The following is a 23,365-nucleotide window of genomic DNA, read 5'->3' as shown; positions in this document are numbered from 1 at the left end:
TATGCGGGGCGCGCGCCAACAGCAACCCGAGCCCGATCAGGATAAACGGCACCAGCCCCGCCGCTTCGCAGATCATGTCCGCAAGGCTGGAGGCAGCGGCGCGCGGCAGGCTGGCGCCGCCCAGCATCACCGCGCGGGTGCCAAATACCAGCCCGCCAATCTCCGAGAACGGCAGGCAAGTCTCGCCGCCCTCGCGCACCAGCCGGCCCCAGACCGTCAGCCAGAACGGCGCGCCGGGAAGAAGCACCCGCCACGCGCCGGCCAGGATGATAAACACCGCCAGCTGCCAGAGCAGGATCGCCGCCAGCCCGCCTGGGCCGAGCGTGGACAAGGCATGCAGCACCTTGCCAGCCCCCAGCCAAAGCACCGCCGCCGTGGCCAGCCCCAGCCCGGCGAGAAACAAGGCGATGACAATGCCCCTCCTCATACCCGCCCCGCCAGCCGAGCGGCAATCTGGTCGCCGAGGGCGCCGAGGGCGCGGCTCATGCTCCGCGCCTCGTCAGCCCTCCCTTGGCCGCCATCGAAGCGCTGCGAAAACCGGCCTTGCGCCAGTACCCGCTGCCCGTCGGGGCCCAGCGCGGTCCAGTCCGCGCGCAGGCGCACCTGGCCTTTCGCATCGGGCATGAACTCCTGCACCGTTACCTGCAGGCTGGCGGCGCCCTCTGGCGGCAGCGGGTCGCCGGGCATCAGCACATCCGTGCGCGTCAGCCGTGCCGCCAGATCCTGCGCCAGCACGATCCGCGCCATCGGCCCCAGCGGCCCGGCCCATTGGGTATTGCCCGCGACATGCAGCACCCCCGGCGCCGCACCGGTGGTCAGGTGCAGCCTGTCGATCGCCGGCGGAATGTCGATGGCGCTGACCGCGAGAGCCTTCAGCCCACAGGCCGGCCGCGCCACGCCCGGCACCGGGACGAGCGCCAGATAGGTGGTGGGCTTGCCGGCGCAGGCGGAAAGCAGGAGCAGCAGAAACAGTACGGTTCGTCGCATCGTCAATCCCCCCGCCCGGTCAGCAGCGCGCCGGGATGGCTGGTGAGAAAATCGGAGAGCGCGCGCAGCGAGCGCGCCGCCTCGGACAGCTGGTAAAGCGTCTGCGGCAGGTCGCCGCTATCCGCCGCCGCATTACCCTGGCGCTGCGCCGCCAGTAGGTTCCGCGCATCGCGCAGCGCGTGCTGGGCCTGATCGGCGCTTTGTTGAACCGCGCTGAGAAGGGCTGGCAGTTGCGCATCGGCCCGGCGGGTGATGTCGTCGATATGGCGCATCGTCTGGTCAAGATGGCGCAGCGTGCGCCGGGTCTGCGCCGAACCGGTGAGGCTGGCGATATGGCGGGTGGCGCTCTGCACATTGGCGGCGATCTGGTCCAGCCGCATGCCGTTGACGCTGGCCAGCACCTGGTTGAGCTGGATGATGACGCCGCTGACATCGCCGCCGCCGGCACCGAAGCTGGGGATCAGAGGCGGCGTACCGGGCTGGATTGGGGCCGGGGGCGCATCCTTGGCCATCTCCAGCTGGATGATCTTGCCGCCCACCACCGGCACGCTGCTGCCCATCTCCGCCCGCAGCCCCTTGCCCACCAATGTCGCCAGCATGGCGTTGAGCCCGGCCGCATCCGCCACCCCGGCGCGCGCGGGGGAGAGGCTGAAGGTCACCCGCGTCTGCAGCGCGCCCTGCCCCGCGTCATAATGCAAGGCTACAGCGCTGACGCTGCCGGCCGGCGCCCCCTCGATCTGCACCGGCGCGCCGGGCTTGAGCCCGTGCGGCCCGCCGGGAAAAATTGCCGCGTAGCGCACCGCGTCCGGCCCCGGGGCATCCTGCGCCTGCGTCTTGCTGGCATACAGCGTGAAGGTGGCGCCCGTTTTTGCCGGCGCCGCGCCCGGGACAGGAGGCGTCTCGAACGCCACCGCCCCCATCAGCAGCGCCGGAACGGATTGTAATTGCACCCCTGGCCCGTCGCCACCCGCGGAGAGGCGCACCGCGCCAGCATTCCAGAAGCGCGTCCGCGCGGTGACCAGCCCCTCCCAGGGCGCCTTGATGAACAAGGCCATGTTGAAATGCCCGCCATCCGGCGCCATCGCCACGCTGGTTACCTGGCCGACATGATAGCCTTTGAAGAAAACCGGCGAGCCGGCGGAAAGATTGTCCAGCCGCGCGGCGGTGAGGGTGAGGGACAGGCCGGGCGGCGAGCCGCTCAATGCCGGCGGCGCCCCCAGCCCCTGGGCATGCGTGACCGTGGCGCCGGCATGCGGGTCCAGCATCACCACCGGACCGGAGACCATGTCCTTGATGTTGCTGAGATGCGCCAGGCTGAAGCTGGTACCAGCCAGCCAATAGCGCGTGCCCGCCCCCAGATGCCCGGCCATGCGATTGTCGAAATCCAGCGTCACCTGGAGCTTTTGCAGGTCTTTCTCCAGCCGCACGGCACTGACATGGCCGACCACATAGCCCTGATACTCAACCTTGGTGGTGCCGGCCCGCAAGCCGCCGGTCACCGGAAACGTCACCCGCACACGCGGCCCGTGATGCACGAAGGCGCTGAGGCTCAGCCAGCCGATAATGCCCACCGCCGCCAGCGGTACCGCCCAGATCAGCCCCGGCCATTTCGAGGGGCGGAATGCAGCCTGTTCGGGCGGTGGTGGGTTTTCGCTCATGCCCGCCGCTCCGCCGCCAGCCACATCGCCCGCGGGTCAAACAGCGAGGCCGCCAGCATGGTCAGCACCACCACTGCCAGGAAGGCGGGCAGAGCCTTGCCGACGAGAACGGCCAGCAGCCCGGAAAGATGCATCAACGGCAAAAACACCGAGACGGTGAAGACATCGATATGTGACCAGCGGCCGATCGTATTGATCAGCCGGTAGAGCCGGGTTTTCAGCCGCAGCCGGGCGCTGGAGCGGCGCTGAATGGAGAGCCCGAACCAGGCAAATGCGAAGAGTTTCAGCAGCGGGATCAGCACGCTGGCGCAAAAGATGATCGCGGCGAAGATCCACAGATTGGCCTGCACCAGCTTCAGCACGCCGGTGAGAATGGAATAGCCGGTAAGATCCCCCAGCACGTCGCTTGATTCCATCGGGTAAAGATAAGCGACCGGATAGAAGGCGAAGCCGGCCAGGGTGAGAGCCATGGCGCGCATCGGCGCATAGGGCCGGCAGCGCCACAGCGCTGCGCCGCAGCGCGGGCAAGGTTGGCCTTCGGCCAGCGGCGGCGCTGGATGGTCGCAACTGGTGCAGCAGATCATGTCCGGCGCGGCCTCGCGGGCAACGGGGCCGATGCGCCGCCAGATCTGCCGGCGCTCAAGCGCGGCGCGGGTCACCAGGGACAGGAAGGCCGCAGCAATAACGCAATAGCCGCCGGGGAGAATCCGCACCGGCAACTCCTGCACCACACGCTCATAGCCGATGAAGCCGCCAAAGACGAAAACATCCATCATCGCCCAGTTATCCAGCCGCTCCGCCCAGCGAAACCCACGCCCGAGCCACGAAGCCGGTCGGCCAAGCCAAAGCATGCCCAGCACCAGGCTGAGCAGACCAAAGCGCAAAAAGGGCAGAGCGATGATCTCCAGCCCGATGACGATGGCGGCCACTGGCCAGTCCTGCGCCCAGATTCCGACGACGCCGGAAGCGATATAACTATGGTTGGTTGCGGCGAGGATATTGACCTGCAGGATCGGCAGCAGATTGGCGGGAAATAGCAGCAGTAAGGTCGCCAGGCTACAGGCGAAAGCCAAGGTGAGGCTGCGCCCGTTCAATCGCTCCAGAGTGTGGCCGCACCGGACACAACGCAGCGAGCCGCCATACGCAACATCGGCCATTGACTGAATTTGTCCGCAATCGCGGCAGCCAACGAACTCCAATTCGGTTTTGCACGCAGCAAATGACGACACGTTATCATATTCCGTTAGACTTCCCGAGATTTTGGTGCTTTGGCGACAATAAGAATGGGGCTGAAGTTTAATTTTATGACACCCGACAAGCCATAGAGCTGAACTGGAAGGCCTCGCCGCCAAGAGCTGTGAAAAACAAGACGATTCGATACTCTCACTAAGCCGGGAAGAGCCTGATGACCGCACGAGGAACTAAAAGACAAGGTGAAGGCGAAAGCGGGACTCTAGAAAATTTGGCATAATCAAATACCTCGATCCATCAGATAAAAGACCGGGGATATTTGAGTCGTGCAAAGATCTTGGCAGCGTGGAGTTTTGTCTTGGTTTTGCGGTACTGAACACGTGAAAGACGAGGAGCTCAAAATTACTCCAGCAATTAAGCTACAAAACGCCGCCGTAAACCATTAAAAATTTGTTCTATGAATATTCGAGTTCATGAAATTGCTGTAAAATTGTGGGTTGCCAAAAAATGCAAAGCAAAGGATAATCTTATGCCCAAAGAGTCACCTTTACTCGGAGGCGGATATGGCTATCGTATATGAACTGATAGACGTCCACGGCAACGTAATAATCCGGGAAGAATTCGACAAAATCTGCGACCTCAAGCACGTCAATCGCTGCCTCCGGCAAGCCAAGGCCCCGGGGGCAGAGACGATACCGCTGCGGATGGTTTGGTACGAGACGTCGCCAAAAGGCTAACATTTTTTGCATCTGCATAGCTTTGGAGACAGCGGGAGATCCAATTAACGCCAGCCATTATAAGCCGGATATCAAACTCACTTTTAAACTGCCGTGGCCGCAAACAATCATCAAGCCGAATTTTCCGGGTTACGAGCGATGGAAAAAATTCTTCATCATGCTCCAGCTACATGTGATTGAGCGGATCACTCGCTGGAAAACTGTCTTCACCAGCTTTCTCAACCATATGGCCCTGATTCTGTTTCGAAACGCGCCGGCTATATTCTGCTTCTGCCTGCCGCCAGAACTCCAGGTCCCTGCCCGCAGGACGACCCGCGTCATTCCAAAAATGACAAGCAATTTGCTCAATGTCCTTCTCGCGGTCATTTCGGTCATCTGACAAGATATATTCCTTTCAAGAGTGAGATATGGTATAGTAATCTAGTAGACCGCGCTGCGGGCAGCGCTTGGCTTTTCGCCACAAGGCCGCCAAGGGCAGGGAGAAATGAAATGCGACACCTTTTATACGCAAAGAATGTGAAGCCTGTGCGACTGAAAGATAGACGCTGTGGTCCGATCCCTAAATAATGCGCCGGATATAACTTAACGAAACATTCGTACGCAGAACAGTTAATAGCGGGTCACACGTTAAATAAAATAACCATCATGCTTTTGACAGGAGCAACAGATGTATGCCGATGAATTAATCCTCCGTCTGGACGGCCATTTTGGAACAAAATGGCGGCAGGGGGTGCAGGAGGAAACGCTGAAATTCCTCATCAATGAATGGGCGAGCGAATTGGTTGGAGCTGCTCTGGACCGCGCCATGGAAGATCTCCCGGAAGAAAAATAGCCGAAACACATTGGTCCTTCGTGTTATCTTCCGCATCGTCGATGCATAGCGGTTCAGTGGCTACAGTGTAAAAGTTGAAGCGATACCCTTCCCTTTCAGGTGCCGCTGATGACGAGGATCTATATATCAAACGCCGCGCAACCAGCCATGAATGAAAATGACGGGTTGGCCGAATCCCCGCCATCGCAATAAAGCTGTGTTCCGCCTTCGGCTCGTTCTTCATTTTAGCGTGAGTTTAGTTGGAGAGCTTGATGACCCTGATCGGAATTGATTTCGCCGCTGGCGTGAAGCTGCGCGCTGCATAATGCGACAATGGCATCAGCGCGTTGGCTTCTGGATAGTAAGAGGCGCAGCAACCAGGCAGGATGTCGTAACCGGTGGCACGGAATCTACTCATTTTATGCTCAATCCCGTCATCCCAAACCGTCTCAAGCATCAACATGTCGCCTTCGTCGATACCGAGCCGGATCATGTCGTCACGGTTCAGCAGCACCACCATGCGAGTACCCTTGATACCGCGGAACCTGTCATTATAGCCATAGATATTGGTGTTGAACTGATCATTGCTCCGTAACGTCGTCATCCGAAACACGTCACGGTGGCTATCCTGCGGATGAGGATCTTCCTTAAGGCCCTCCGGTGTGATGAAATTTGCCCGTTGGCTTTCGGTCTGCCAGATGCGCTCGCGGGCCTTGATCGGTCTGGGAAAACCGCCCGGCTGCCACATGCGGCGCTCCATATCGTGGAAAATCTCCGGGTAGGTTTCACCGAGTGCTGTGCGGATCCTGGAATAATCATCGGCCCAGCCCTCCCAGTCCATAAGGGGGTTGGGCGCCAGCGTGGCTTTCGCTAAGCCGGCAATAATCCTTGTTTCGGACAACAAGTTTGGACTCGCCGGCGGTTGGCGCCCGCGCGAGCCATGGATGCAGGCGATACTGTCCTCGACGGATACAGCCTGCGGGCCGGAAGGCTGGATATCCTCCTCGCTCCGGCTGAGGCAGGGCAGGATATATCCGACCTTGCCATGAATAAGATGATTGCGGTTGAGCTTGGTGGCAATGCTGACACTGAGCGGCAATTCCTGCCAAGCAGGTTCGATTCGCGTGCGGTCCGGTACGGAGCGGACAAGATTGCCGCCAAGTTGAAATACTGCCTGCAGCTTACCGTTCACCAACGCTTCGCATGCCTCAATGATATTCAGGACTTTTTTTCGAGGCGCTGCAAATCTATACTGAGCCTCGAGCCGATCAAGCGGGACCAGTTCTGGTTTCTCGCTGATCCCGACAGTGCGTTGACCTTGCACATTGGAATGACCCCGCACCGGACAGATACCCGTACCCCGCCGACCGATATTCCCGCGCAAAAGCAGGAGATTAACAAGGAGCTGAATTGTCTCGACACCGTTTTTGTGCTGGGTGAGGCCCATACCATAGCACGCCATGGCGCGCGGGGCGCGCGTGTAGACGACTGCGGCAGCTTCGATGGCTGTGCGCGATAATCCGGAGCGGCGGACGATGTCATCCCAATCATATTCATGCGCCGCAGCGGCAAACTTATCAAATCCTGCGCAATGGTCTTCGATGAACTCATGATCGATTACGCGAGCACTGCCCATTGCCTGCGCATTATCATCCATCTCAATGACCGCCTTGCACAACCCCATAAGAGCTGCGGCATCTCCACCGATCATTAATTGGTGATATTGTGTACTGATCTGTGTAGCGGGCTTTATCAGCATCTCTGCCGGTGATTGTGGATTTGCGAAGCGCTCCAGCCCACATTCGCGCAGCGGGTTGAAGGTTATGATCTGCACGCCTCGCCGGCGCGCGTCCTCTAGCTGATGCAGCATGCGCGGGCTGTTTGTGCCGGTATTCTGGCCAAAAAAGAAGATCAGATCGGTATGCTAACAATCTTTAAGCGTAACGGTTCCAACCGGCACGCCAATGGATTTGGTCAACGCAACGGATGTCGTTTCGTGACACATGTTCGAGCTGTCAGGCAAATTATTTGTGCCGTAGGCCCGGGCAAACAGGCTATACAGATATGAGGTCCCCAACGACGCGCGGCCGGATGTGTAAAATACAACGGAATCCCGATCGTAGCCCTTCAGAAGCTGGCCGATCTCCGCGAAAGCGGTTTCCCAGGAGACCTCTTCATAATGATTTTGCCCCGCCCGGATCCGCATCGGATGGGTAAGGCGGCCGGCCTGCTCCAGCTGAAAATCGCTCCACTCCATCAGCGCGGTCACGGAATGTTTGCGAAAAAATTCTAGCTCCACGCGGTTACGAGTGATCTCCCATGCGGTCGCCTTGGCGCAGTTCTCGCAGAACTCAAACAGATGAGGCTTTGCAGGCTTCGCCCAGGCGCAGCTCACGCAGGCAAAGCCATCAGGCTTGTTCTGGCGGCTGAGAACAGGCCGCGCTTTTAGGGGAACATGTTCGCGCAGCAGAATATTGCCGAGGGAATGAACCGAACCCCAGCCGCCAGACGCATTCTTATAGGGTTTGATACGCGCGCCGCGTCTCATGGAATACCTCCGTTGAATGTCTGTTCAGTTTCGTTTTTCCTGTAAAAGTTCGAGATTGGACCGTAGCGCTGGTAGCTCGGAGTCAGCGAAACGTCTAAGCGTATGGTTATGCCCTGCCGCAGCCTATTTATAGAAAAGCGCGATCTCCTTCTGCTCCACCTCCCGCGCCGTCGCGATGTAGGCGCGGTCGAACTGCTGCCCGGTCTTGTCTCGCAAGGCGTCCGTCGCTGGATGCTGGCCACTCAGCGGCACCGCGGTCGCGCTTCCCACTTTCGTGTGCGCCAAGCCTCTTAAAATGGTGTGATTTTTTTATGCTCGGGTGCGATCTTGTCCGCCAGGGAACGGGATTTTTCACCTCCTGCTTTTTCCGCCATATCAGCCAAATGGATTTGATCGGGGCTGAGATTGTAAGCCGCCGTGATGAAATCCCAATCCTTCTCAGAAAAGGGAGGATTATCTTCGGATTCGCCCCAGGCGGACAATGTGAGCGCCGCCAGCAAAGCCACCGTTAGCAGCATCGGCAATCTGGTCATGTTTTATCCTTACCCCCCTGCTCATGACCCGTGCGGGGCGGCTTGTCTTTCATGGCATTGCGGTCCCCCGTCTCGGTGTGCTGTGCTTCGGGGGGCCTTGCAGGGGGTCTGACGGGTTTGGACGGATGTATGCAACCAGGATCGATATCGCCTACCGGCTCGTTGGCCGTTGTCCGGTTCTGGACCATGACGCAGCTCCCTTCGATTAAGGCAAGTGTCCGCCGCCGGTGGCACCATAAATTTCTCCGGTGACGAAGCTTGATTCCTGCGAGGCCAGCAACACGTAAACCGGCGCAAGTTCCGCCGGCTGGCCCGGACGCTTCATCGGTACTTCGGCGCCAAACGCCTGGACCTTTTCCTGCGGTTGGCCACCGCTTGGCTGCAGCGGCGTCCAGACGGGGCCCAGAGCCACGGCATTTACCCGAATCCCTTTCTCAGCCACCTGTGTGGCCAGGCCGTGAGTAAACGCTGCAATCGCCGCTTTTGTCGAGGCATAGTCCAACAGCCCCGGCGACGGCTTGTAGGCCTGGATCGAGGTTGTATTGATGATTGTGTTTCCAGGCGGCATGGCGGGGAGAGCCGCCTTGCAGAGCCAGAACATCGCATAGACATTGGTCCTGAAGGTCTTATCGAATTGCTCCGTGGTCAAACCCGAAATCTGTTCGACATAGACTTGCTTACCGGCAACATTGACCAGAATATCCAGCCCGCCCAGCGCTTGAATGGCGTCTTCCACGAGTTTTAGGAAAAATGCCCCATCCGATAAATCGCCTGGTAAAAGCGTGATATTCCGCCCTTCCTCGGTGAGGATGCGGTTTACTTCCGCCGCATCCTCATCCTCGGCAGAGAGGTAGTTGATCGCGATGTCGGCGCCTTCGCGTGCAAAAGCAATTGCGATTGCCCGCCCGATGCCGCTATCGCCGCCGGTAATCAGCGCCCTTCGACCTTTCAGCCTCCCGAAACCCTCATAGCTGCGCTCGCCGTGATCCGGCTTTGGCACCATATCAGCCGCGAGACCAGGCGGAGATTGGGGCTGCCTCTCAAACTCAGGCTTCGGATATTGGGCTGCCGGGTCTTTCATGTTGTACTGATTCACGGCGCTTCGTTTCTCTTTTCAGAGCCTGTTAAAGGAGGTTTAGCCTCGTGCCGAACCCGCACTTGTCAGGCCGCCTTTTTGTTGACCTCGCGCTCAGCGACTTCGGTCAGCTTGTGATCGGCGTGTTTCTCTTCCTGCAACGTGACCTCCAGCAGGCCGACAGATTCATCGCGGTCCAGGCGTTTCGCCATGGCGATCAATGTGCCATAGCGGCTGATCTCGTAATGCTCGACAGCCTGCGCCGCCGAGGCGATCGCCGCGTCCAGCACGTCGGGGTCGCCAACATCGCTCATCACCTGCTTGGCTTCGGCGATAATGCCTTCGATGGCTTCGCAGGTCACACCCTTCGCCTCGGTATTGAGAAGCTGGAACACTGTCTCAAGCCGTTTGATCTGTTCCTGCGTTTCGGTGAAATGTGTCGACAGCGCGGTTTTCAACGCCTCATTATTGGATTTTTCGATCATCGTCGGCAATACCTTGATGATTTGGTGCTCCGCATAATAGATATCGCGCAGCGTATGCAGATACAGGTCATCAAGCGTTTTGATCGGGGTGGTGAAAAGGCCCATTGTCGTTCTCCTGGTGGCGATGAGGGATCGGGAGCGCGCGACACGCTCCCGATCGGTCCTGGGTCAGTGCGAGCCGCCCTTGCGGCCGGCGTCGGACGAACGCTCGCGGTCATTGGCGAAATTTCCAGGATTTGAATTATGTTTTTCAGCCATAGCGTTTCTCCGTTCTGTTATCGTCAGAGGCAGCACGCCGCCTGACAAGCGGGAGGTTGGAAGTTATCGAAGAGATTGCAACAGAGGCTGGAATTAACATACGGCTTTTAACCATACCCAGGAAAACCTCTGCTATAAACCTATGAAAAGTCTGGTGAGGTTAGTTCGGCTGTCATGAAATCAATGTTTGTGAGGCGGCTTTCAACGCGGTGCAGGCCGATGCGATGTTCATGTGATTCTGGACATTCAATTTTTACTCGTTAGGCGCTCAATTTTTCCTATGCTCAGGCTTCGGTACCGCGAAGGAGCTTCGATCATGATAAAATTTATGTTTGCTGCGTCTCTGGCTCTGTTAGCGGCGAACTGCCATCCGGTTATGGCGCAACCCCTGACCTCGCCCAATCAGGACGCGACCAGCACCACCACGAAGGTGCCGCATCCTGAAACGACAAAAAGCCCCATGAAATGCGGCAAACTGGAAAGCCTCAGGATGCGGCGCCGCCCTCCGGCGGGGTGGATTCCGGCTCTTCAAATGGCATGACCGGAAATAATGGCGGCGATGGCACTGCCAGCAGCGGTCAGAAATAGCCTGCCTCCACCTTCGGTCGTGCCTCCACTTGTTATGCAGGAGGTCGGCAACCTGAAGGTCACATGTTCAAATCGTACTCGCGAAACCAGCCATCAGTTCTTTGAATTAGAGATCCAGCGGGTTTTCTGAGTCCAGATGCCGCCATCCCAAAACTACCTCCGGAATCCTACTGGAACCACCCGAGAGAAAACCAAGTCGTGCTCAGCCGTATGCGCAAACGCGGCGCATCGCCTGCGGGGGCTGGCCGAAATGGCGAACGAATGCCCGGCGCATTCGTTCTGGGTCGTGAAATCCCGTTGATGCCGCGATTTGTTCGATCGGCTCGCGGGAGGACTCGACACGCTCTCGGGCGACTTCAAGCCTTAACCGTTCCACGGCCCTGGCCGGGCTGATCCCGATCTCGCGCGTGAAGGCGCGGGCAAAGTTGCGCGGGCTCATCGCCATGTATGCCGCGAGCCGTTCCACGGTCAGGCGCTCGGAAAGATGGGCGCGCATGTAATCCAACAAGGGCGCGAAGGGCGTGGCATTGCTGCCCAGTTCGGCCAGCGCGGAAAATTGCGATTGCCCGCCTGGCCTGCGGTAATAGACGACCATCTGTTGCGCGACATGTTTTGCGACCGCTTCTCCCAGATCCTCCGCGACCAGCGCCAGGGCCAGATCGATTCCCGCGCTGATGCCGGCGGACGTCCAGATCGTGCCGTCTCGGACATGGATGCGATCGGCTTCGACCCGTATGGCCGGAAACAAGCGCTGCAATTCTTCCGCCCGATGCCAGTGGGTCGTTGCCCGTTTGCCGTCGAGCAGCCCCGCCGCGGCCAGCAGAAACGCACCTGAACAGACGCTGCAGAGACGCCGCGTATCCCGGGCGCGGCTGCGAAGATAGGCGGTGTTCTCATGATGGTGCATCGCCCGTCGGCTGCCATTGCCGCCGACCACGATCAGCGTGTCCATGGCCGGCGCGTCATCGGCCCGGAGGCTGTCGAGGGCGAGGCCGGACGAACTGCGGACCGCGCCGCCATGCATCGAGATGAGCTGGAGGCGATAGGAGCCGGGCGCGAGCCGCTCGGCGATCTCGAACACGGCGGTCGGGCCGGCGGCGTCAAGGATCTGGAAATCCTCGAAGAGGAAGAGGGCAATAGTCTTCATCGCTGTCAGAAAATGAGGGATCATTGTCATTTGGTCAATCGGCCAGTTCGGGCATGGTTTCGTCAGCATCAGGAGCCTGTCATGAACAACCCGCCATTCCGCATCGTCTTCGCCATCTATCCCGACATGACCCAGCTTGATTTCACCGGGCCGCATCAGTTTTTCGTGCGCTGGCCCGATAGCGAGGTGATCATCGCCAGCCCCGCCGGGGGTGACGTGCTGAGCGAGGGCTTGATCTTTGCTGGAACCAGGCGGCTGGCGGAGATTGAGGCCTGCGATCTGATTTGTGTGCCGGGCGGCCGCGGTACGACGGCCACGGCGCTGGATTCGGCCTTCATTGCCGAGATCCGGCGGCTGGGACTGGCCGCGCGCTATGTCACCTCGGTTTGCACCGGCTCGTTGATCCTCGGCGCTGCCGGTCTGCTGGTTGGCCGGCGGGCCGCCTGCCACTGGGCGTGGCGTCATCTTCTGCCGCTGTTTGGCGCGATTGCCGATGACGGACGCGTCGTGCGTGATGGAAACATCATAACCGGTGGCGGGGTGACGGCGGGCATCGATTTCGCGCTGGCGGTGCTGGCCGAGATCGGGGGCGTGGAGCAGGCACAGATCATTCAGCTCGGGCTTGAATATGCCCCCGCGCCACCGTTCGACGCGGGGCGGCCGGAAACCGCCCCGGCCGCGATCCTGGCGGCGTATCGGGCGCTGATGGCGGATATTCTGCCGCGCCGCGAGGCGGAAGCGCGTGAAGCCGCCAACCGCCTTGGTATCGGGCGGGCATGACATAATCGTCGCTTGCGTGGCATAGCATATTTAGTAGTTAAACTTGCAAGTTTAGCTGTTTTTATGTAAGGGTGAGGGCATGGATCGATCTTCCGGCATGCCCGCGCCTCTCGAAACCGCCGTTACGGAGCTTTCGCTGGCGGTCGGCCAGCTTTTGCGGCGCCTGCGTGCCGACACCAACCCGGACGGGCTGACATGGTCACAGACCATGGTACTGGCACGGCTCGATAAAGCCGGCCCGATGACGACAGCCGATCTCGCGCGGGCCGAGGGGGTCAAACCGCAATCCATGGGTGCCACTCTCGCGGAATTGGAGGGCGAGGGGCTGGTCTCGCGCCAACCGCATCCAACCGATGGCCGGCAGATCCTTTTCGCTTTGACGGAGGCCGGCATTCAGGCGCGGCATCGGCGCAGTGCCGCGAAACAGAAATGGCTGCTCGAAGCCATGGCCAGACTCACCCTCGAAGAACGGGAGACGCTCATGTCCGCCGTGACGCTGATCAAGCGTCTGGGTGAGGCGGAATAGGTCGCAGCACGGGCCCAGCCGCAGCTTGGCGCCCAGCATTTATCGTCTGACAAGGAGCCGGCATTCATGAATTGGCTGCACGACATATCTTACCTGTTCGGGGGCATATTTCTCGCCAATGCCGTTCCGCATTTTGTCAGCGGCACGATGGGGCAGGCCTTTCAAAGCCCGTTCGCCAAGCCGCCGGGACAGGGGCTTTCCTCCTCCACCGTCAATGTCCTTTGGGGATTTGCGAACCTTGTCTTGGCCTATCTGCTCCTTATTCGCGTCGGCAATTTCAATCTGCATGCCGCCGATCAGGTCATCGCCGCCGGCGCGGGCGTGCTGCTGATCGGCCTGTTTTCCGCCCGCACATTCGGGCGTTTCCACGGTGGCCATTCGCCCAAGCAATCATAACGCATGCCCCAAGGCCCGGCCCCGGAAGATGTCGCGAAGGATACGCAGCTCGATCCCGAGGTATGGAGAATTGCCGCCGTCGCCTTGTTTGGGGGCCTGCTGGCGCAACTCGATGCCACCATCGTCAATGTCTCCCTGTCGAGCCTGGCTGCAGATCTGCACGCAAGTTTTTCAATCATTCAGTGGGTCACCAGCGGTTATCTGCTGGCGTTGGCCCTGGCTCTGCCGTTGAACGGATGGCTGGTCGGCCGCATCGGCGCGAAATCGCTTTACCTTTGGTGTTTCGCGGGTTTCACCTTGTCCTCGGCGCTGTGCGGGCTGGCCTGGTCGGCGGATGGCTTGATCGCGTTCCGCGTTTTTCAGGGCATCAGCGGCGGGCTCCTCGCCCCCATGGCGCAGATGATGATCGCCAAGGCAGCCGGCAGGCACATGGCGCGTGTGGCCGGGTACATGGCGCTGCCGGTTCTGCTGGCGCCGGTCTTTGGCCCGATCATTGCCGGCGCCATCCTGCAATATGCGTCATGGCGCTGGCTTTTCCTGGTCAATTTGCCCGTCGGCGCGCTCGCCTTCCTGTTGGCCATTCTGTTCCTGCCGCGAGACCGGGAAGAGGTCACCCGCAAGAAGCTGGACTGGCTTGGCCTTGCATTGCTCTCGCCGGGACTGGCGCTGTGCCTCTACGGCGCGGACAAGATCGGTCGGATGACGGGCCGGGCGACCCTCGCTGCCGGTATCATCATGATTGCCGGCTTTCTTTGGACGGCGCGGCGCAAAGGCGATGCGGCGTTGGTTGATCTGCGGCTGTTCAAGATCCGGGTGTTTTCGGCCGCAATCGTGACGCAGTCCCTCTCGAACGGCGTGCAGTTCGCGGGGCAGATGCTCATCCCCGCCTTTTTGATTCAGGCATGCGGCCGCGCGCCGGCCGAGATGGGCTGGATGCTGGCGCCGCTCGGGCTGGGCATGATGGTGACCTATCCGCAGATGGGTGCGCTGACCGACAGGTTTGGCATCCGCGCCCTATCGGCGGGCGGTGCGCTGCTGGGTTGCATCGCCACGCTGGCGTTTCTTTATCTGGCGCTCCATGGGCTCAACCTGTTCATACTAATCCCCACGCTGTTCCTGCGGGGCTTGGGCATGAGCGCCGTCGGCTTGCCATCCATGACCGCCGCATATGCCGCTATTCCCAAGCAAGATCTGCCCATGGCAACCACCTCGCTGAACATCGCTCAGCGCCTCGGCGGGCCGATCATGACAACGCTTTGCGCGACATTCCTCGCCTGGAGGCTGGGGGCGCATGGTTCCGGCCCGGCGGTGGCGACCGCCTACGCCTGGGCCTTTCTGCTTCTTTGCATATTTCAGGTCGCTGTTTTCCTCGCCGCATGCCGTTTGCCGCGCCATTTGGACGATGTCAGGCGTGCCGAATGATCGAGGAGACGCTTGCGGGTATTTCGCCTGCTACCATGGCTCAGCCTCAAATCTGCGAGACACCGCCATCCACGACCAGCTCCGCGCCGACGACATAGCTGGACTCATCGCTGGCCAGATAGAGCGCCGCGGCGGCAATGTCCTCCGCTGTCCCCATACGGCCGACGGGCACCGTCGCAGCGGCTTTGTCGCGGAACGCCTGAAGCTCTTCCGGGCTGCGATGCCGGCTGATCAGGGGTGTGTCGATGAAGCCAGGAGAGATCGTGTTGACCCTGATCTTGCGATCCAGAAATTCGCGAGACCAGGTTCGTGCGAGGGACCGCACGGCGGCCTTGGCGGCCGAGAGCAGGGAAAGGCCGGGCCGGCCGACATGGATGATGAAGGAGGTGCTCAGGATGACCGAAGCGCCAGGGCGCAAAATCGGCGCCACGGCCTGCATGGAGAAGAAGACGCCCTTGACGTCGATATCCATTATCTCATCATAGCGCGCCTCATCGGTCTCGGCGAGCGGGGTGCCATAGGCGATGCCGGCATTGGCGAAGAAGACATCGAGTTCACCAAAGGCTTTCGCGACGTCCTTGCTGACCTCCTGCATATCCGCGACCGAGCGGGCGTCGGCCCGCAGGATCAGCGCCTCTTCGCCGAGCTCGGCGCGCACCGCCGCGAAGCGGCTGGTATCGCGCCCGGTAACGGCCACGCGCGCGCCCTCGCGGAGGAAGAGCTTGGCGGTGGCCAGGCCAATGCCACTGGTGCCGCCGGTGATCAGGACGGTTTTATTCTTCAGTCTCATTTCCGTGGTCCTTTCTAAGCCAATCTCTCAACCGGCTGGCCGTAGCTGTGCGGCGACGATCGCGATGCGCCGTTCGGCATCGGCAAGCGCGGTGGAGAGACGGGCATTGACGGCCTCCAGGACCGGCCGCGGCGCCATCTCCGGCAACCCCGCCGCGAAGGGTGGTTCTGGCGCGTATTCCAGCAGAAGCTGGGCGCCCTGTGCGGCTTCCTCTCCCCGCAGCTCGGCAATCAGGGAGAGGGCAAAATCCATGCCGGCGGTCACCCCGCCGCCGCTGATACGGTTGCCGTCACGCACCACCCGGCCAGCATCCGGGATCGCCCCAAAGGCGGACAGAAGCGTTCGAAAGGCCCAGTGGCAGGCCGCGCGGCGGCCATCCAGCAGCCCCGCCGCGGCGAGGATCAGCGAGCCGGTGCAAACCGAGGTAACATATCCAGCGCTTGCACCAAGCCGCCGGATTTCGGCGAGAAACCGGGGCGTCTCCAACGCCGCAATACAGCCAAGGCCACCGGGGACGAGGAGAACGTCGCAGGAGTCTATCCTCTCCAGATCTTGCAGCGCGCCAAAAGTGAGGCCGTCCGCGACAATCTCTTTCTGGCTGAGCGCGGCGAGCTGGATATCCATCTCCGGCAGGACGCGGAGGATCTGATAGGGGCCCGTAAAATCGAGCGGTGTCACCCCTTCATAGAGGGGGATGACGACATTTGTCATGGCGGATCTCCTTTCGCCAACGACAGTGACGGAAAAAGACATTGGCATAAATGACATATATCCCTTAATTTAAGACGTCATGCATCATATCGGTTTCTTTCTCTATCCAGGCCATCAGATCCTGGATTTCGCCGGGCCGTTCGGCGCGTTCGAAGCGGTCGCCCGGATTGCCGACCGGCCGCTTTACGCTCTGGAGGTCCTGTCGCGGGCCGGCGGCAAGGTGCGCGGCAGTGGTGGGGCCATGGTTGAAAGCCGTGCCCCGAAAGGCGTCGCGCTGGACACGCTGATCGTCGTCGGCGGCGACATCGCGCCGATGCGGGCGCCCGGCGAAGTTGCCGCCGTGCGCGCGCTGGCCGCAAAGGCCGCGCGTGTCGCCAGCGTCTGCACGGGGGCGTTCCTGCTGGCGGAGGCGGGGCTGCTGGCGGGGCGCCGGGCGACGACCCATTGGCGGGTCGCGCATCTGCTGCAGCGGGAATACCCGGCTGTCAGGGTCGAGGCCGATCGCATCTTCATAGCCGATCGCGATGTCTGGACATCGGCGGGGATCACCGCGGGCATCGATCTCGCCTTGGCTCTGATCGAGGCTGACCATGGTGTCGAGATGGCGCGCGAGGTCGCCCGCGAGCTCGTCGTTTATCATCGACGCTCCGGCGGACAATCGCAATTCTCGCCATTATCGCAGATGGAACCGGCAACCGACCGCATCCGCCTGGCGCTTGCCTTCGCACGCGATCATCTGCCCGAGCCGCTGGGCGTGGAGCGCCTGGCCGAGGCCGTGCATCTCAGCCCGCGGCAATTCAGCCGCGCGTTCCGCCGAGAGACCGGTGAAACGCCGGCCCGGGCCGTTGAGCGGTTGCGCGTCGAAGCTGCGCGTGTGCGGTTGCGGGAGGGTGCCGAACCGGTGGAGCAGATTGCGCGCGCCGTGGGATTTACCGATCCCGAGCGCATGCGCCGTGCATTCGTCAAGCTCCATGGCATCCCACCACAGGCCATCCGTCGAGCCGCGCGACAAAATCTGGACTGAGCCGGCGCTCGCCCGCCCGGCCGCATTACCGCCAGCCGCGCGCCGCGGCGGCAGAGAGGTTGGAGCGGATGACCTGCCGATGAAACGGGGCGATCGCCAACAAATAGGCCCTGCCGACAAGATTGTGGCAACGCACCACGGTCGTCGCGACAAGCTCCGCCCCCTCGCCATCATGCCGCGGCCGGATTAACAGCGAGGCCCGGAAATCGAGATGCCGATCATCCTCACCCAGCACAACCTCGTCGCGCGATCTTGACCTGACCCGGAAGAAATCGATGTACCCCGCCCCGCCTGCCACGGCCTGCTCCCGCAATTGACGCGAGGATTTGATGCCAAACGGACGGACGACCTGGTCGCGGATCGACAGCAGAGCCCGGAACCACGGGGCCGGGTGGCCGAGCGTGCTGCGGGCGAGAGCCTCGATGCCCCGCGCCGCATCCTCTCCGCTCAACTCCACGGCGAAGGCATCCGCAAGATCAGCACCTGGCACCCAGTCTGCGATCATGCTCTCCTGCGGGCACGCGACCTGCCTGACGATTATTCTCATGGGCTCTTTCCTTGCCATTGTTGTATCGACCGCCCAGCGACGGCCCGGCGCGCGACGCATTGCATCGATCCCCGCCCGCAATTCCAGCGTCCCCTCAACAGGCGCAAAGCCTTCCATGAAACCTGAGTCGGGGTAACCCCAAGATTCGGAACTCAGGCGCCGCCGCAAGAGAAAATTACGACTTTATTGCTAGGGCGAGATGGGTAACCCCCCTCGCTCGACCAGGTTTTGCCCAGCAGCTTCACGTGTCTATCTCGACGCTGCCGCGTCAATCTAAACAGCTATTGCGCTGAGGGCTTTGCCACAGCGGGGCAGGGTTTCGCGTAAGCGGCATTGCCATGCGGGCCGCCCGGCTATAATCCCCACGCCGCAGCCATGGCCTATAGCGTTAAAGAAATCTTCTACACCTTGCAGGGCGAGGGCCGGAATGCCGGCCGCGCGGCGGTGTTCTGCCGTTTTGCCGGCTGCAATCTCTGGTCAGGCCGCGAGGAAGACCGCGCCACGGCGATCTGCCGCTTCTGCGACACCGACTTCATCGGCACCAACGGCACCGGTGGTGGCCGCTTCGCCGATGCCGCCGATCTCAGCGCCGCCATCGCCGCCGCCTGGTCGCAGGACCAGCCGGAGGACAGGCTGGTCGTGCTCACCGGCGGCGAGCCGCTGCTGCAGCTCGATACACCTCTGGTCGATGCCCTGCATGCGGCGGGGTTCGAGATCGCGGTGGAAACCAACGGCACCATCGCCCCGCCTGCCGGGGTGGACTGGCTCTGCGTCAGCCCCAAGGCCGGCGCGGTGCTGGCGGTTGCGGGCGGCGACGAGCTGAAGCTGGTTTTCCCGCAGCCGGACGCCCTCCCGGCGCGCTTCGAGGGGCTGGCCTTCCGGCATTTCCTGCTGCAGCCGATGGACGGCCCCGACCAGGCCGCCAATACTGCGGCGGCGGTGGCTTATTGCATGGCGCATCCGCGCTGGCGCCTCTCGCTGCAGACGCATAAATTTTTGGGAATCCGCTGATGTACGAGCTCAGCAAGCAATTCATCTTCGATGCCGCGCACACGCTGGAGCGCAAGATCGAAACCGACCCGAGCCGGCGCATCCACGGCCATACCTATCTTGCGGAGGTGACATTGCGCGGCAAGGCGGACCCGGCGAGCGGCATGGTGATGGATGTCGGGCTGCTGGCCCGGCTGCTGGAGGAGGTGCGCGACGGGCTGGACCATCGCTTCCTCGATGAGGTGCCGGATCTCGGCCCCGCTACCATGGAAAATCTCTGCGCCTGGATCTGGACGCGCCTCGCCGCCGCCTGCCCGGCCTTGTATCGTGTGACCATCTCGCGCGCCTCCAACCAGGATCGCTGCGCCTATTACGGCCCGGAGGCGGCATGATGGACCAGAACGCCGCCCTGGTGCTGTTCTCCGGCGGCCAGGATTCCGCCACCTGCCTGGCCTGGGCGCTGGCCCGCTATGGCCGGGTGGAGACGCTGGGCTTTGATTACGGCCAGCGCCACCGGGTGGAGCTGGATGTCCGCCTGCCGTTGCGCGAGGCGATGGCCAGGCTCGTCCCCGGTTGGGCGGCGCGGCTGGGCGAGGATCATCTGGTGGATTTCTCCGTGCTGGGCCAGATCAGTGACACCGCGCTGACCCAGGACTCGGCGATCACCATGCAGGAGAACGGCCTGCCCAGCACCTTCGTGCCCGGCCGCAACCTGATGTTCCTCACCTTCGCCGCCGCCATCGCCTATCGGCGCGGGATCAAGCATATCGTCACCGGCGTCTGCGAGACGGATTATTCCGGCTACCCGGATTGCCGGGACGATACGGTGAAGGCGCTGCAGGCGGCGATCAATCTCGGCATGGAAAGCCGCTTCGTGCTGCATACCCCGCTGATGTGGCTGGACAAGGCGCAAACCTGGGCGCTGACCCAGGAGCTGGGCGGGGACGGGCTGGTTGAGACCATCCGCACCGGCTCGCATAGCTGCTACAACGGCGACCGCTCAACGCTGCATCGCTGGGGCTATGGCTGCGGCAAATGCCCGGCCTGCGACCTGCGCGCCCAGGGCTGGGAAAAATTCTGGGCCGAGGCGGTCTGAGCGCCACCCATGCGAATCCCCCTTGCCCTTTCTCCCCCCCGGGCGTACATAAGCGCCAACAAAACCCGCTGTTTCACAGGGTGGCCCTAACCGGCCGCCTTTTTTATTGGATTTTACGTGTCAGATAACCGCCCGACCCATACCGGCCTGGAAGGCCGCATTGCCGACATGATCGTCGAGCCGCTGGAAGCCCAGGGCTATGAGCTGGTGCGCGTGCAGGTGATGGGCACCGAGACCCCCACCGTGCAGATCATGGCCGACCGCGCCGATGGCACCGGCTTCACGGTGGAGGATTGCGAGAAAATCTCCCGCCTGCTCTCCGCCGTGCTGGACGTGGAAGACCCGATCGACAGCGCCTGGACGCTGGAGGTCTCCTCCGCCGGCATCGACCGGCCGCTGACCCGCGCCAAGGATTTCAACGCCTATGCCGGGTTCGATGCGCGCATCGAGCTGAATTTCCCGGATGCGGCGAACCGCAAGCGCTATACCGGCAAGCTGGCCGGCGCCGATGCCACCACCGCGAAACTCACCCTGGAAAATGGCGAGACCGTCGAGATCGCCCGTGATAATATCCGCAAGGCCAAGCTCGTCCTCACCGACGCGCTGATCGCCTTCACCACCCACCCCAAAGTGACAAACTAGAGGATCGCATGGACACCTCCGTCAACCGCCCGGAATTGCTGCTCGTCGCGGACGCCGTGGCCCGGGAAAAGCAGATCGAACGCGAGGACGTTCTGGAAGCGATGGAGCAGGCCATCCAGAAGGCCGGCCGCGCCAAATACGGGCATGAGAAGGATATCCGCGCCGTCATCGACCGCAAGACCGGCGATGTCCGCCTCTCCCGCTGGACCGAGATCGTCGAGACGGTGGAAAACGAGGAAACCCAGATCCCCGTCGCCATCGCCAAGAAATTCGCCCCCGAGAAAGAGATCGGCGACTTCCTGATCGACCCGCTGCCGCCGATCGATTTCGGCCGCATCGCCGCGCAGACCGCCAAGCAGGTGATCGTGCAGCGCGTGCGCGAATATGAGCGCTCCAAGCAGTTCAACGAGTTCAAGGACCGTGTCGGCGAGATCATCAACGGTGTGGTCAAGCGCACCGAGTACGGCAATCTGATGGTCGATCTCGGCCGCGCCGAGGCGCTGCTGCGCCGCGATGAGTGCATCCCGCGCGAGAACCTGAAGAATGGCGACCGCGTGCGCGCTTATATCTATGATGTGCGCGAGGAGCCGCGCGGCCCGCAGATCTTCCTCTCGCGCACCCATCCCGGCTTCCTGGCCAAGCTGTTCGCGCAGGAAGTGCCGGAAATCTATGACGGCATCATCGAGATCAAGGCGGTCTCCCGCGATCCCGGCTCGCGCGCCAAGATGGCGGTGATCTCCCGCGACGCCTCGATCGACCCGGTCGGCGCCTGCGTGGGTATGCGCGGCTCGCGCGTGCAGGCGGTGGTGGCCGAGCTGCAGGGCGAGAAGATCGACATCATTCCCTGGTCCCCCAATGTCGCCACCTTTGTGGTGAACGCGCTGGCCCCGGCCGAGGTCTCCAAGGTGGTGATGGATGAGGAAGCCGGCCGCGTTGAAGTGGTGGTGCCGGACAGCCAGCTCTCGCTGGCCATCGGCCGCCGCGGCCAGAATGTGCGCCTGGCCTCGCAGCTCACCCGCTGGGATATCGACATCCTGACGGAAGCCGAGGAATCCGAGCGCCGCCAGGAAGAGTTCCGCCGCAAGACCGGCCTGTTCGTGGCCGGGCTGGATGTGGATGACATGATCGCCGGCCTGCTGGTGCAGGAAGGTTTCGAGACGATCGAGGATCTGGTCACCACCCCGCTGGAAGAGGTCGCCACCATCGAGGGCTTCGATGAAAACGTCGCCGGCGAGCTGGTGCGCCGCGCCACCACCCATCTCGAGCGCCAGGCCGCCGAGCTGGAGGAAAAGCGCGTCGAGCTGGGCGTGACCGACGATGTCGCCGCCATCGAGATCTTCTCCGCCAAGGATTTGATCGCGCTGGGCGAGAAAGGCGTGAAGACGCTGGATGATCTGGCCGATCTGGCCGGCGACGAGCTGGTGGAGATCCTCGGCGAGGATGTCATGAGCGAAGAGCAGGCCAATGAGATCATCATGGCCGCCCGCGCCCATTGGTTCGAAGGGGAGGATGGCGACGCAGCCTGACCCCCAAACCGCGCCGGAAGAGATCCTGGCCGATGAGCCGGAGCGCGGGCCGCTCCGGCGTTGTCTGGTCACCCGCACCCAGGGGCCGCGTGAGGCGCTGCTGCGTTTCGTGGCGGCACCTGACGCAACCCTGGTGTTCGACCCCGGCGCAACCCTGCCCGGACGCGGACTCTGGTTGAGCGCGGACGCGGATGTGCTAGATTTAGCGGTCCGGCGTGGTGTATTCTCACGCGCCGCACGCTGCGCGGTGAAAGCCCCGCCGGATTTGCGCGCCCAGGTGGAAGCCGCGCTGACCCGGCGCATCACCGATCTGCTGGGCCTGGCCCGGCGCAGCGGTGCCGCGATCTCCGGCTTTGAGAAGGCCCGGGAATGGCTGCAGGCAGGCCGGGCCGGGATCATCGTCCAGGCCGCCGATGGCAGCGCCGAGGAGCGCGCCCGTTTCGCGGGCGGACGGCCCATTCCCCAGCTGGCGGTTCTTTCCGCCGCCGCGCTGGGCCGGATCTTTGGCCGGGAGCATACGGTGCACGTTGTGGTGGCACCGGGGCGCCTCGCCCACATGATCGAAATCGAGGCGCAGCGCCTGCGGGGTGTTGCGAAGGAAAGCGTAAGCGGGCAGTAGAGCCCAACCAACAAGGCCGGGGTCAAATCCGGCCGCGATGTGAAGATTGGACCGGATTAGGCATGAGTGACGGCAACGACCAGAATGAAACCAAGGGCAGGCTCTCGCTGCGCCCCGCCGCGCGCGCGGATGCCGGGCATACGGTCGATGCCGGATCGGTGCGGCAGAGCTTTTCCCATGGCCGCACAAAGGTTGTGCAGGTAGAAGTTCGCAAGAAGCGCGGCGGCGCCCCGGCGCCCGCCGGTGCGGCGCCCGCCAGCACGGCACCGGCCGCGCCG

General features: G+C 62.1%; 27 protein-coding genes and 2 pseudogenes. 14 read left to right on the top strand and 15 right to left on the bottom strand.

Features of this window, described 5'->3' with window-relative positions:
* The 5 genes and pseudogenes from MXAZACID_RS14415 to MXAZACID_RS20500 all read right to left on the bottom strand — a co-directional run.
* A pseudogene (locus MXAZACID_RS14415) lies at positions 1–427 on the bottom strand (lysylphosphatidylglycerol synthase domain-containing protein); the annotation flags it as partial.
* The gene (locus MXAZACID_RS14410) at positions 424–987 is read right to left on the bottom strand and encodes a membrane integrity-associated transporter subunit PqiC (RefSeq protein WP_008495201.1); all 564 of its coding nucleotides are present in this window, start codon (positions 985–987) and stop codon (positions 424–426) included. The pseudogene MXAZACID_RS14415 and the gene MXAZACID_RS14410, both read right to left, overlap by 4 nt.
* Before the next feature lie 2 nt (positions 988–989).
* Complete coding sequence (locus MXAZACID_RS14405) at positions 990–2,645, bottom strand: intermembrane transport protein PqiB (RefSeq protein ID WP_008495200.1); 1,656 nt, start codon at positions 2,643–2,645, stop codon at positions 990–992.
* Complete coding sequence (locus MXAZACID_RS14400) at positions 2,642–3,802, bottom strand: paraquat-inducible protein A (protein WP_083878792.1); 1,161 nt, start codon at positions 3,800–3,802, stop codon at positions 2,642–2,644. The genes MXAZACID_RS14405 and MXAZACID_RS14400 overlap by 4 nt, the downstream gene beginning before the upstream one ends.
* 937 nt (positions 3,803–4,739) lie before the next feature.
* Positions 4,740–4,955 (bottom strand): DUF2934 domain-containing protein, encoded by a 216-nt coding sequence (locus MXAZACID_RS20500; protein ID WP_144052811.1) that lies wholly within the window; start codon positions 4,953–4,955, stop codon positions 4,740–4,742.
* 285 nt (positions 4,956–5,240) lie between these two features.
* Between MXAZACID_RS20500 and MXAZACID_RS19435 the strand changes: the two genes are divergently transcribed.
* A complete protein-coding gene (locus MXAZACID_RS19435) occupies positions 5,241–5,405 on the top strand; it encodes a hypothetical protein (RefSeq protein ID WP_168118443.1) in 165 nt (54 codons plus the stop codon).
* Positions 5,406–5,640: 235 nt separating this feature from the next.
* On the opposite strand, the pseudogene MXAZACID_RS14390 reads toward MXAZACID_RS19435, so the two are convergent.
* From MXAZACID_RS14390 to MXAZACID_RS18400, 6 genes and pseudogenes are all read right to left on the bottom strand, one after another.
* Positions 5,641–7,641 (bottom strand): annotated as a pseudogene (locus tag MXAZACID_RS14390) (FdhF/YdeP family oxidoreductase).
* A 414-nt stretch (positions 7,642–8,055) separates the two neighbouring features.
* Positions 8,056–8,217: a hypothetical protein gene (locus MXAZACID_RS19430; protein WP_205619812.1), complete on the bottom strand. Its 162-nt coding sequence runs from the start codon at positions 8,215–8,217 to the stop codon at positions 8,056–8,058.
* Positions 8,218–8,222: 5 nt separating this feature from the next.
* Positions 8,223–8,465 carry a hypothetical protein gene (locus MXAZACID_RS14385; protein ID WP_144052810.1) on the bottom strand — a complete coding sequence of 81 codons (243 nt, stop codon included), beginning with the start codon at positions 8,463–8,465 and terminating at the stop codon, positions 8,223–8,225.
* 205 nt (positions 8,466–8,670) lie between these two features.
* Positions 8,671–9,561 (bottom strand): SDR family oxidoreductase, encoded by an 891-nt coding sequence (locus tag MXAZACID_RS14380; RefSeq protein ID WP_008495192.1) that lies wholly within the window; start codon positions 9,559–9,561, stop codon positions 8,671–8,673.
* A 65-nt stretch (positions 9,562–9,626) separates the two neighbouring features.
* Positions 9,627–10,130 (bottom strand): ferritin-like domain-containing protein, encoded by a 504-nt coding sequence (locus tag MXAZACID_RS14375; RefSeq protein WP_008495191.1) that lies wholly within the window; start codon positions 10,128–10,130, stop codon positions 9,627–9,629.
* 63 nt (positions 10,131–10,193) lie between these two features.
* Positions 10,194–10,283 (bottom strand): KGG domain-containing protein, encoded by a 90-nt coding sequence (locus MXAZACID_RS18400; RefSeq protein ID WP_083878787.1) that lies wholly within the window; start codon positions 10,281–10,283, stop codon positions 10,194–10,196.
* A 316-nt stretch (positions 10,284–10,599) separates the two neighbouring features.
* Here MXAZACID_RS18400 and MXAZACID_RS18850 point away from each other — a divergent pair, with 316 nt between their 5' ends.
* A complete protein-coding gene (locus MXAZACID_RS18850) occupies positions 10,600–10,824 on the top strand; it encodes a hypothetical protein (RefSeq protein ID WP_144052809.1) in 225 nt (74 codons plus the stop codon).
* 249 nt (positions 10,825–11,073) lie between these two features.
* Here the strand turns inward: MXAZACID_RS18850 and MXAZACID_RS14370 are convergent, their stop codons facing one another.
* The gene (locus tag MXAZACID_RS14370) at positions 11,074–12,018 is read right to left on the bottom strand and encodes a GlxA family transcriptional regulator (protein ID WP_008495189.1); all 945 of its coding nucleotides are present in this window, start codon (positions 12,016–12,018) and stop codon (positions 11,074–11,076) included.
* Positions 12,019–12,099: 81 nt separating this feature from the next.
* On the opposite strand from MXAZACID_RS14370, the gene MXAZACID_RS14365 reads away from it, so the two are divergent.
* The 4 genes from MXAZACID_RS14365 to MXAZACID_RS14350 all read left to right on the top strand — a co-directional run bounded on the left by MXAZACID_RS14365 (position 12,100) and on the right by MXAZACID_RS14350 (position 15,142).
* Positions 12,100–12,798 (top strand): DJ-1/PfpI family protein, encoded by a 699-nt coding sequence (locus tag MXAZACID_RS14365; protein WP_008495188.1) that lies wholly within the window; start codon positions 12,100–12,102, stop codon positions 12,796–12,798.
* 97 nt (positions 12,799–12,895) lie between these two features.
* Positions 12,896–13,324 carry a MarR family winged helix-turn-helix transcriptional regulator gene (locus tag MXAZACID_RS14360; RefSeq protein ID WP_008495187.1) on the top strand — a complete coding sequence of 143 codons (429 nt, stop codon included), beginning with the start codon at positions 12,896–12,898 and terminating at the stop codon, positions 13,322–13,324.
* Positions 13,325–13,390: 66 nt separating this feature from the next.
* On the top strand, positions 13,391–13,720 hold the full coding sequence (locus MXAZACID_RS14355; protein ID WP_008495186.1) for a hypothetical protein: 330 nt from the start codon (positions 13,391–13,393) through the stop codon (positions 13,718–13,720).
* Between the two features lie 3 nt (positions 13,721–13,723).
* The gene (locus MXAZACID_RS14350; protein ID WP_008495185.1) at positions 13,724–15,142 is read left to right on the top strand and encodes a DHA2 family efflux MFS transporter permease subunit; all 1,419 of its coding nucleotides are present in this window, start codon (positions 13,724–13,726) and stop codon (positions 15,140–15,142) included.
* Between the two features lie 46 nt (positions 15,143–15,188).
* On the opposite strand, the gene MXAZACID_RS14345 is transcribed toward MXAZACID_RS14350, so the two are convergent.
* Both MXAZACID_RS14345 and MXAZACID_RS14340 read right to left on the bottom strand, forming a co-directional pair.
* Positions 15,189–15,932 carry an SDR family oxidoreductase gene (locus tag MXAZACID_RS14345; RefSeq protein ID WP_008495184.1) on the bottom strand — a complete coding sequence of 248 codons (744 nt, stop codon included), beginning with the start codon at positions 15,930–15,932 and terminating at the stop codon, positions 15,189–15,191.
* A gap of 27 nt (positions 15,933–15,959) precedes the next feature.
* Positions 15,960–16,643 (bottom strand): DJ-1/PfpI family protein, encoded by a 684-nt coding sequence (locus tag MXAZACID_RS14340; RefSeq protein ID WP_008495183.1) that lies wholly within the window; start codon positions 16,641–16,643, stop codon positions 15,960–15,962.
* A 79-nt stretch (positions 16,644–16,722) separates the two neighbouring features.
* On the opposite strand from MXAZACID_RS14340, the gene MXAZACID_RS14335 reads away from it, so the two are divergent.
* Positions 16,723–17,667, top strand: a complete 945-nt coding sequence (locus MXAZACID_RS14335; RefSeq protein WP_008495182.1) for a GlxA family transcriptional regulator — start codon at positions 16,723–16,725, stop codon at positions 17,665–17,667.
* A gap of 25 nt (positions 17,668–17,692) precedes the next feature.
* Here the strand turns inward: MXAZACID_RS14335 and MXAZACID_RS14330 are convergent, their stop codons facing one another.
* The gene (locus MXAZACID_RS14330; RefSeq protein WP_008495180.1) at positions 17,693–18,214 is read right to left on the bottom strand and encodes a DUF2867 domain-containing protein; all 522 of its coding nucleotides are present in this window, start codon (positions 18,212–18,214) and stop codon (positions 17,693–17,695) included.
* A 375-nt stretch (positions 18,215–18,589) separates the two neighbouring features.
* Here MXAZACID_RS14330 and queE point away from each other — a divergent pair, with 375 nt between their 5' ends.
* The 7 genes from queE to MXAZACID_RS20190 all read left to right on the top strand — a co-directional run.
* Positions 18,590–19,225, top strand: a complete 636-nt coding sequence (queE, locus tag MXAZACID_RS14325; protein ID WP_008495179.1) for a 7-carboxy-7-deazaguanine synthase — start codon at positions 18,590–18,592, stop codon at positions 19,223–19,225.
* On the top strand, positions 19,225–19,596 hold the full coding sequence (locus MXAZACID_RS14320) for a 6-carboxytetrahydropterin synthase (protein WP_008495178.1): 372 nt from the start codon (positions 19,225–19,227) through the stop codon (positions 19,594–19,596). The genes queE and MXAZACID_RS14320 overlap by 1 nt, the downstream gene beginning before the upstream one ends.
* Positions 19,596–20,300: a 7-cyano-7-deazaguanine synthase QueC gene (queC, locus tag MXAZACID_RS14315; RefSeq protein WP_008495177.1), complete on the top strand. Its 705-nt coding sequence runs from the start codon at positions 19,596–19,598 to the stop codon at positions 20,298–20,300. The genes MXAZACID_RS14320 and queC overlap by 1 nt, the downstream gene beginning before the upstream one ends.
* 117 nt (positions 20,301–20,417) lie before the next feature.
* Positions 20,418–20,942: a ribosome maturation factor RimP gene (gene rimP, locus MXAZACID_RS14310; RefSeq protein WP_039885406.1), complete on the top strand. Its 525-nt coding sequence runs from the start codon at positions 20,418–20,420 to the stop codon at positions 20,940–20,942.
* An 8-nt stretch (positions 20,943–20,950) separates the two neighbouring features.
* The gene (gene nusA, locus MXAZACID_RS14305) at positions 20,951–22,468 is read left to right on the top strand and encodes a transcription termination factor NusA (protein ID WP_008495175.1); all 1,518 of its coding nucleotides are present in this window, start codon (positions 20,951–20,953) and stop codon (positions 22,466–22,468) included.
* A complete protein-coding gene (locus MXAZACID_RS14300; protein WP_008495174.1) occupies positions 22,452–23,087 on the top strand; it encodes an RNA-binding protein in 636 nt (211 codons plus the stop codon). The genes nusA and MXAZACID_RS14300 overlap by 17 nt, the downstream gene beginning before the upstream one ends.
* A 62-nt stretch (positions 23,088–23,149) precedes the next feature.
* Positions 23,150–23,365 (top strand): translation initiation factor IF-2 associated domain-containing protein (locus tag MXAZACID_RS20190; RefSeq protein WP_008495173.1); only part of this gene is annotated, 216 nt, incomplete at its 3' end.

The sequence above is a fragment of the Acidocella sp. MX-AZ02 genome (assembly GCF_000306035.1).
GTDB classification, from domain to species: Bacteria; Pseudomonadota; Alphaproteobacteria; order Acetobacterales; family Acetobacteraceae; genus Acidocella; species Acidocella facilis.
This window is presented reverse-complemented; position numbering and strand designations above follow the sequence as displayed.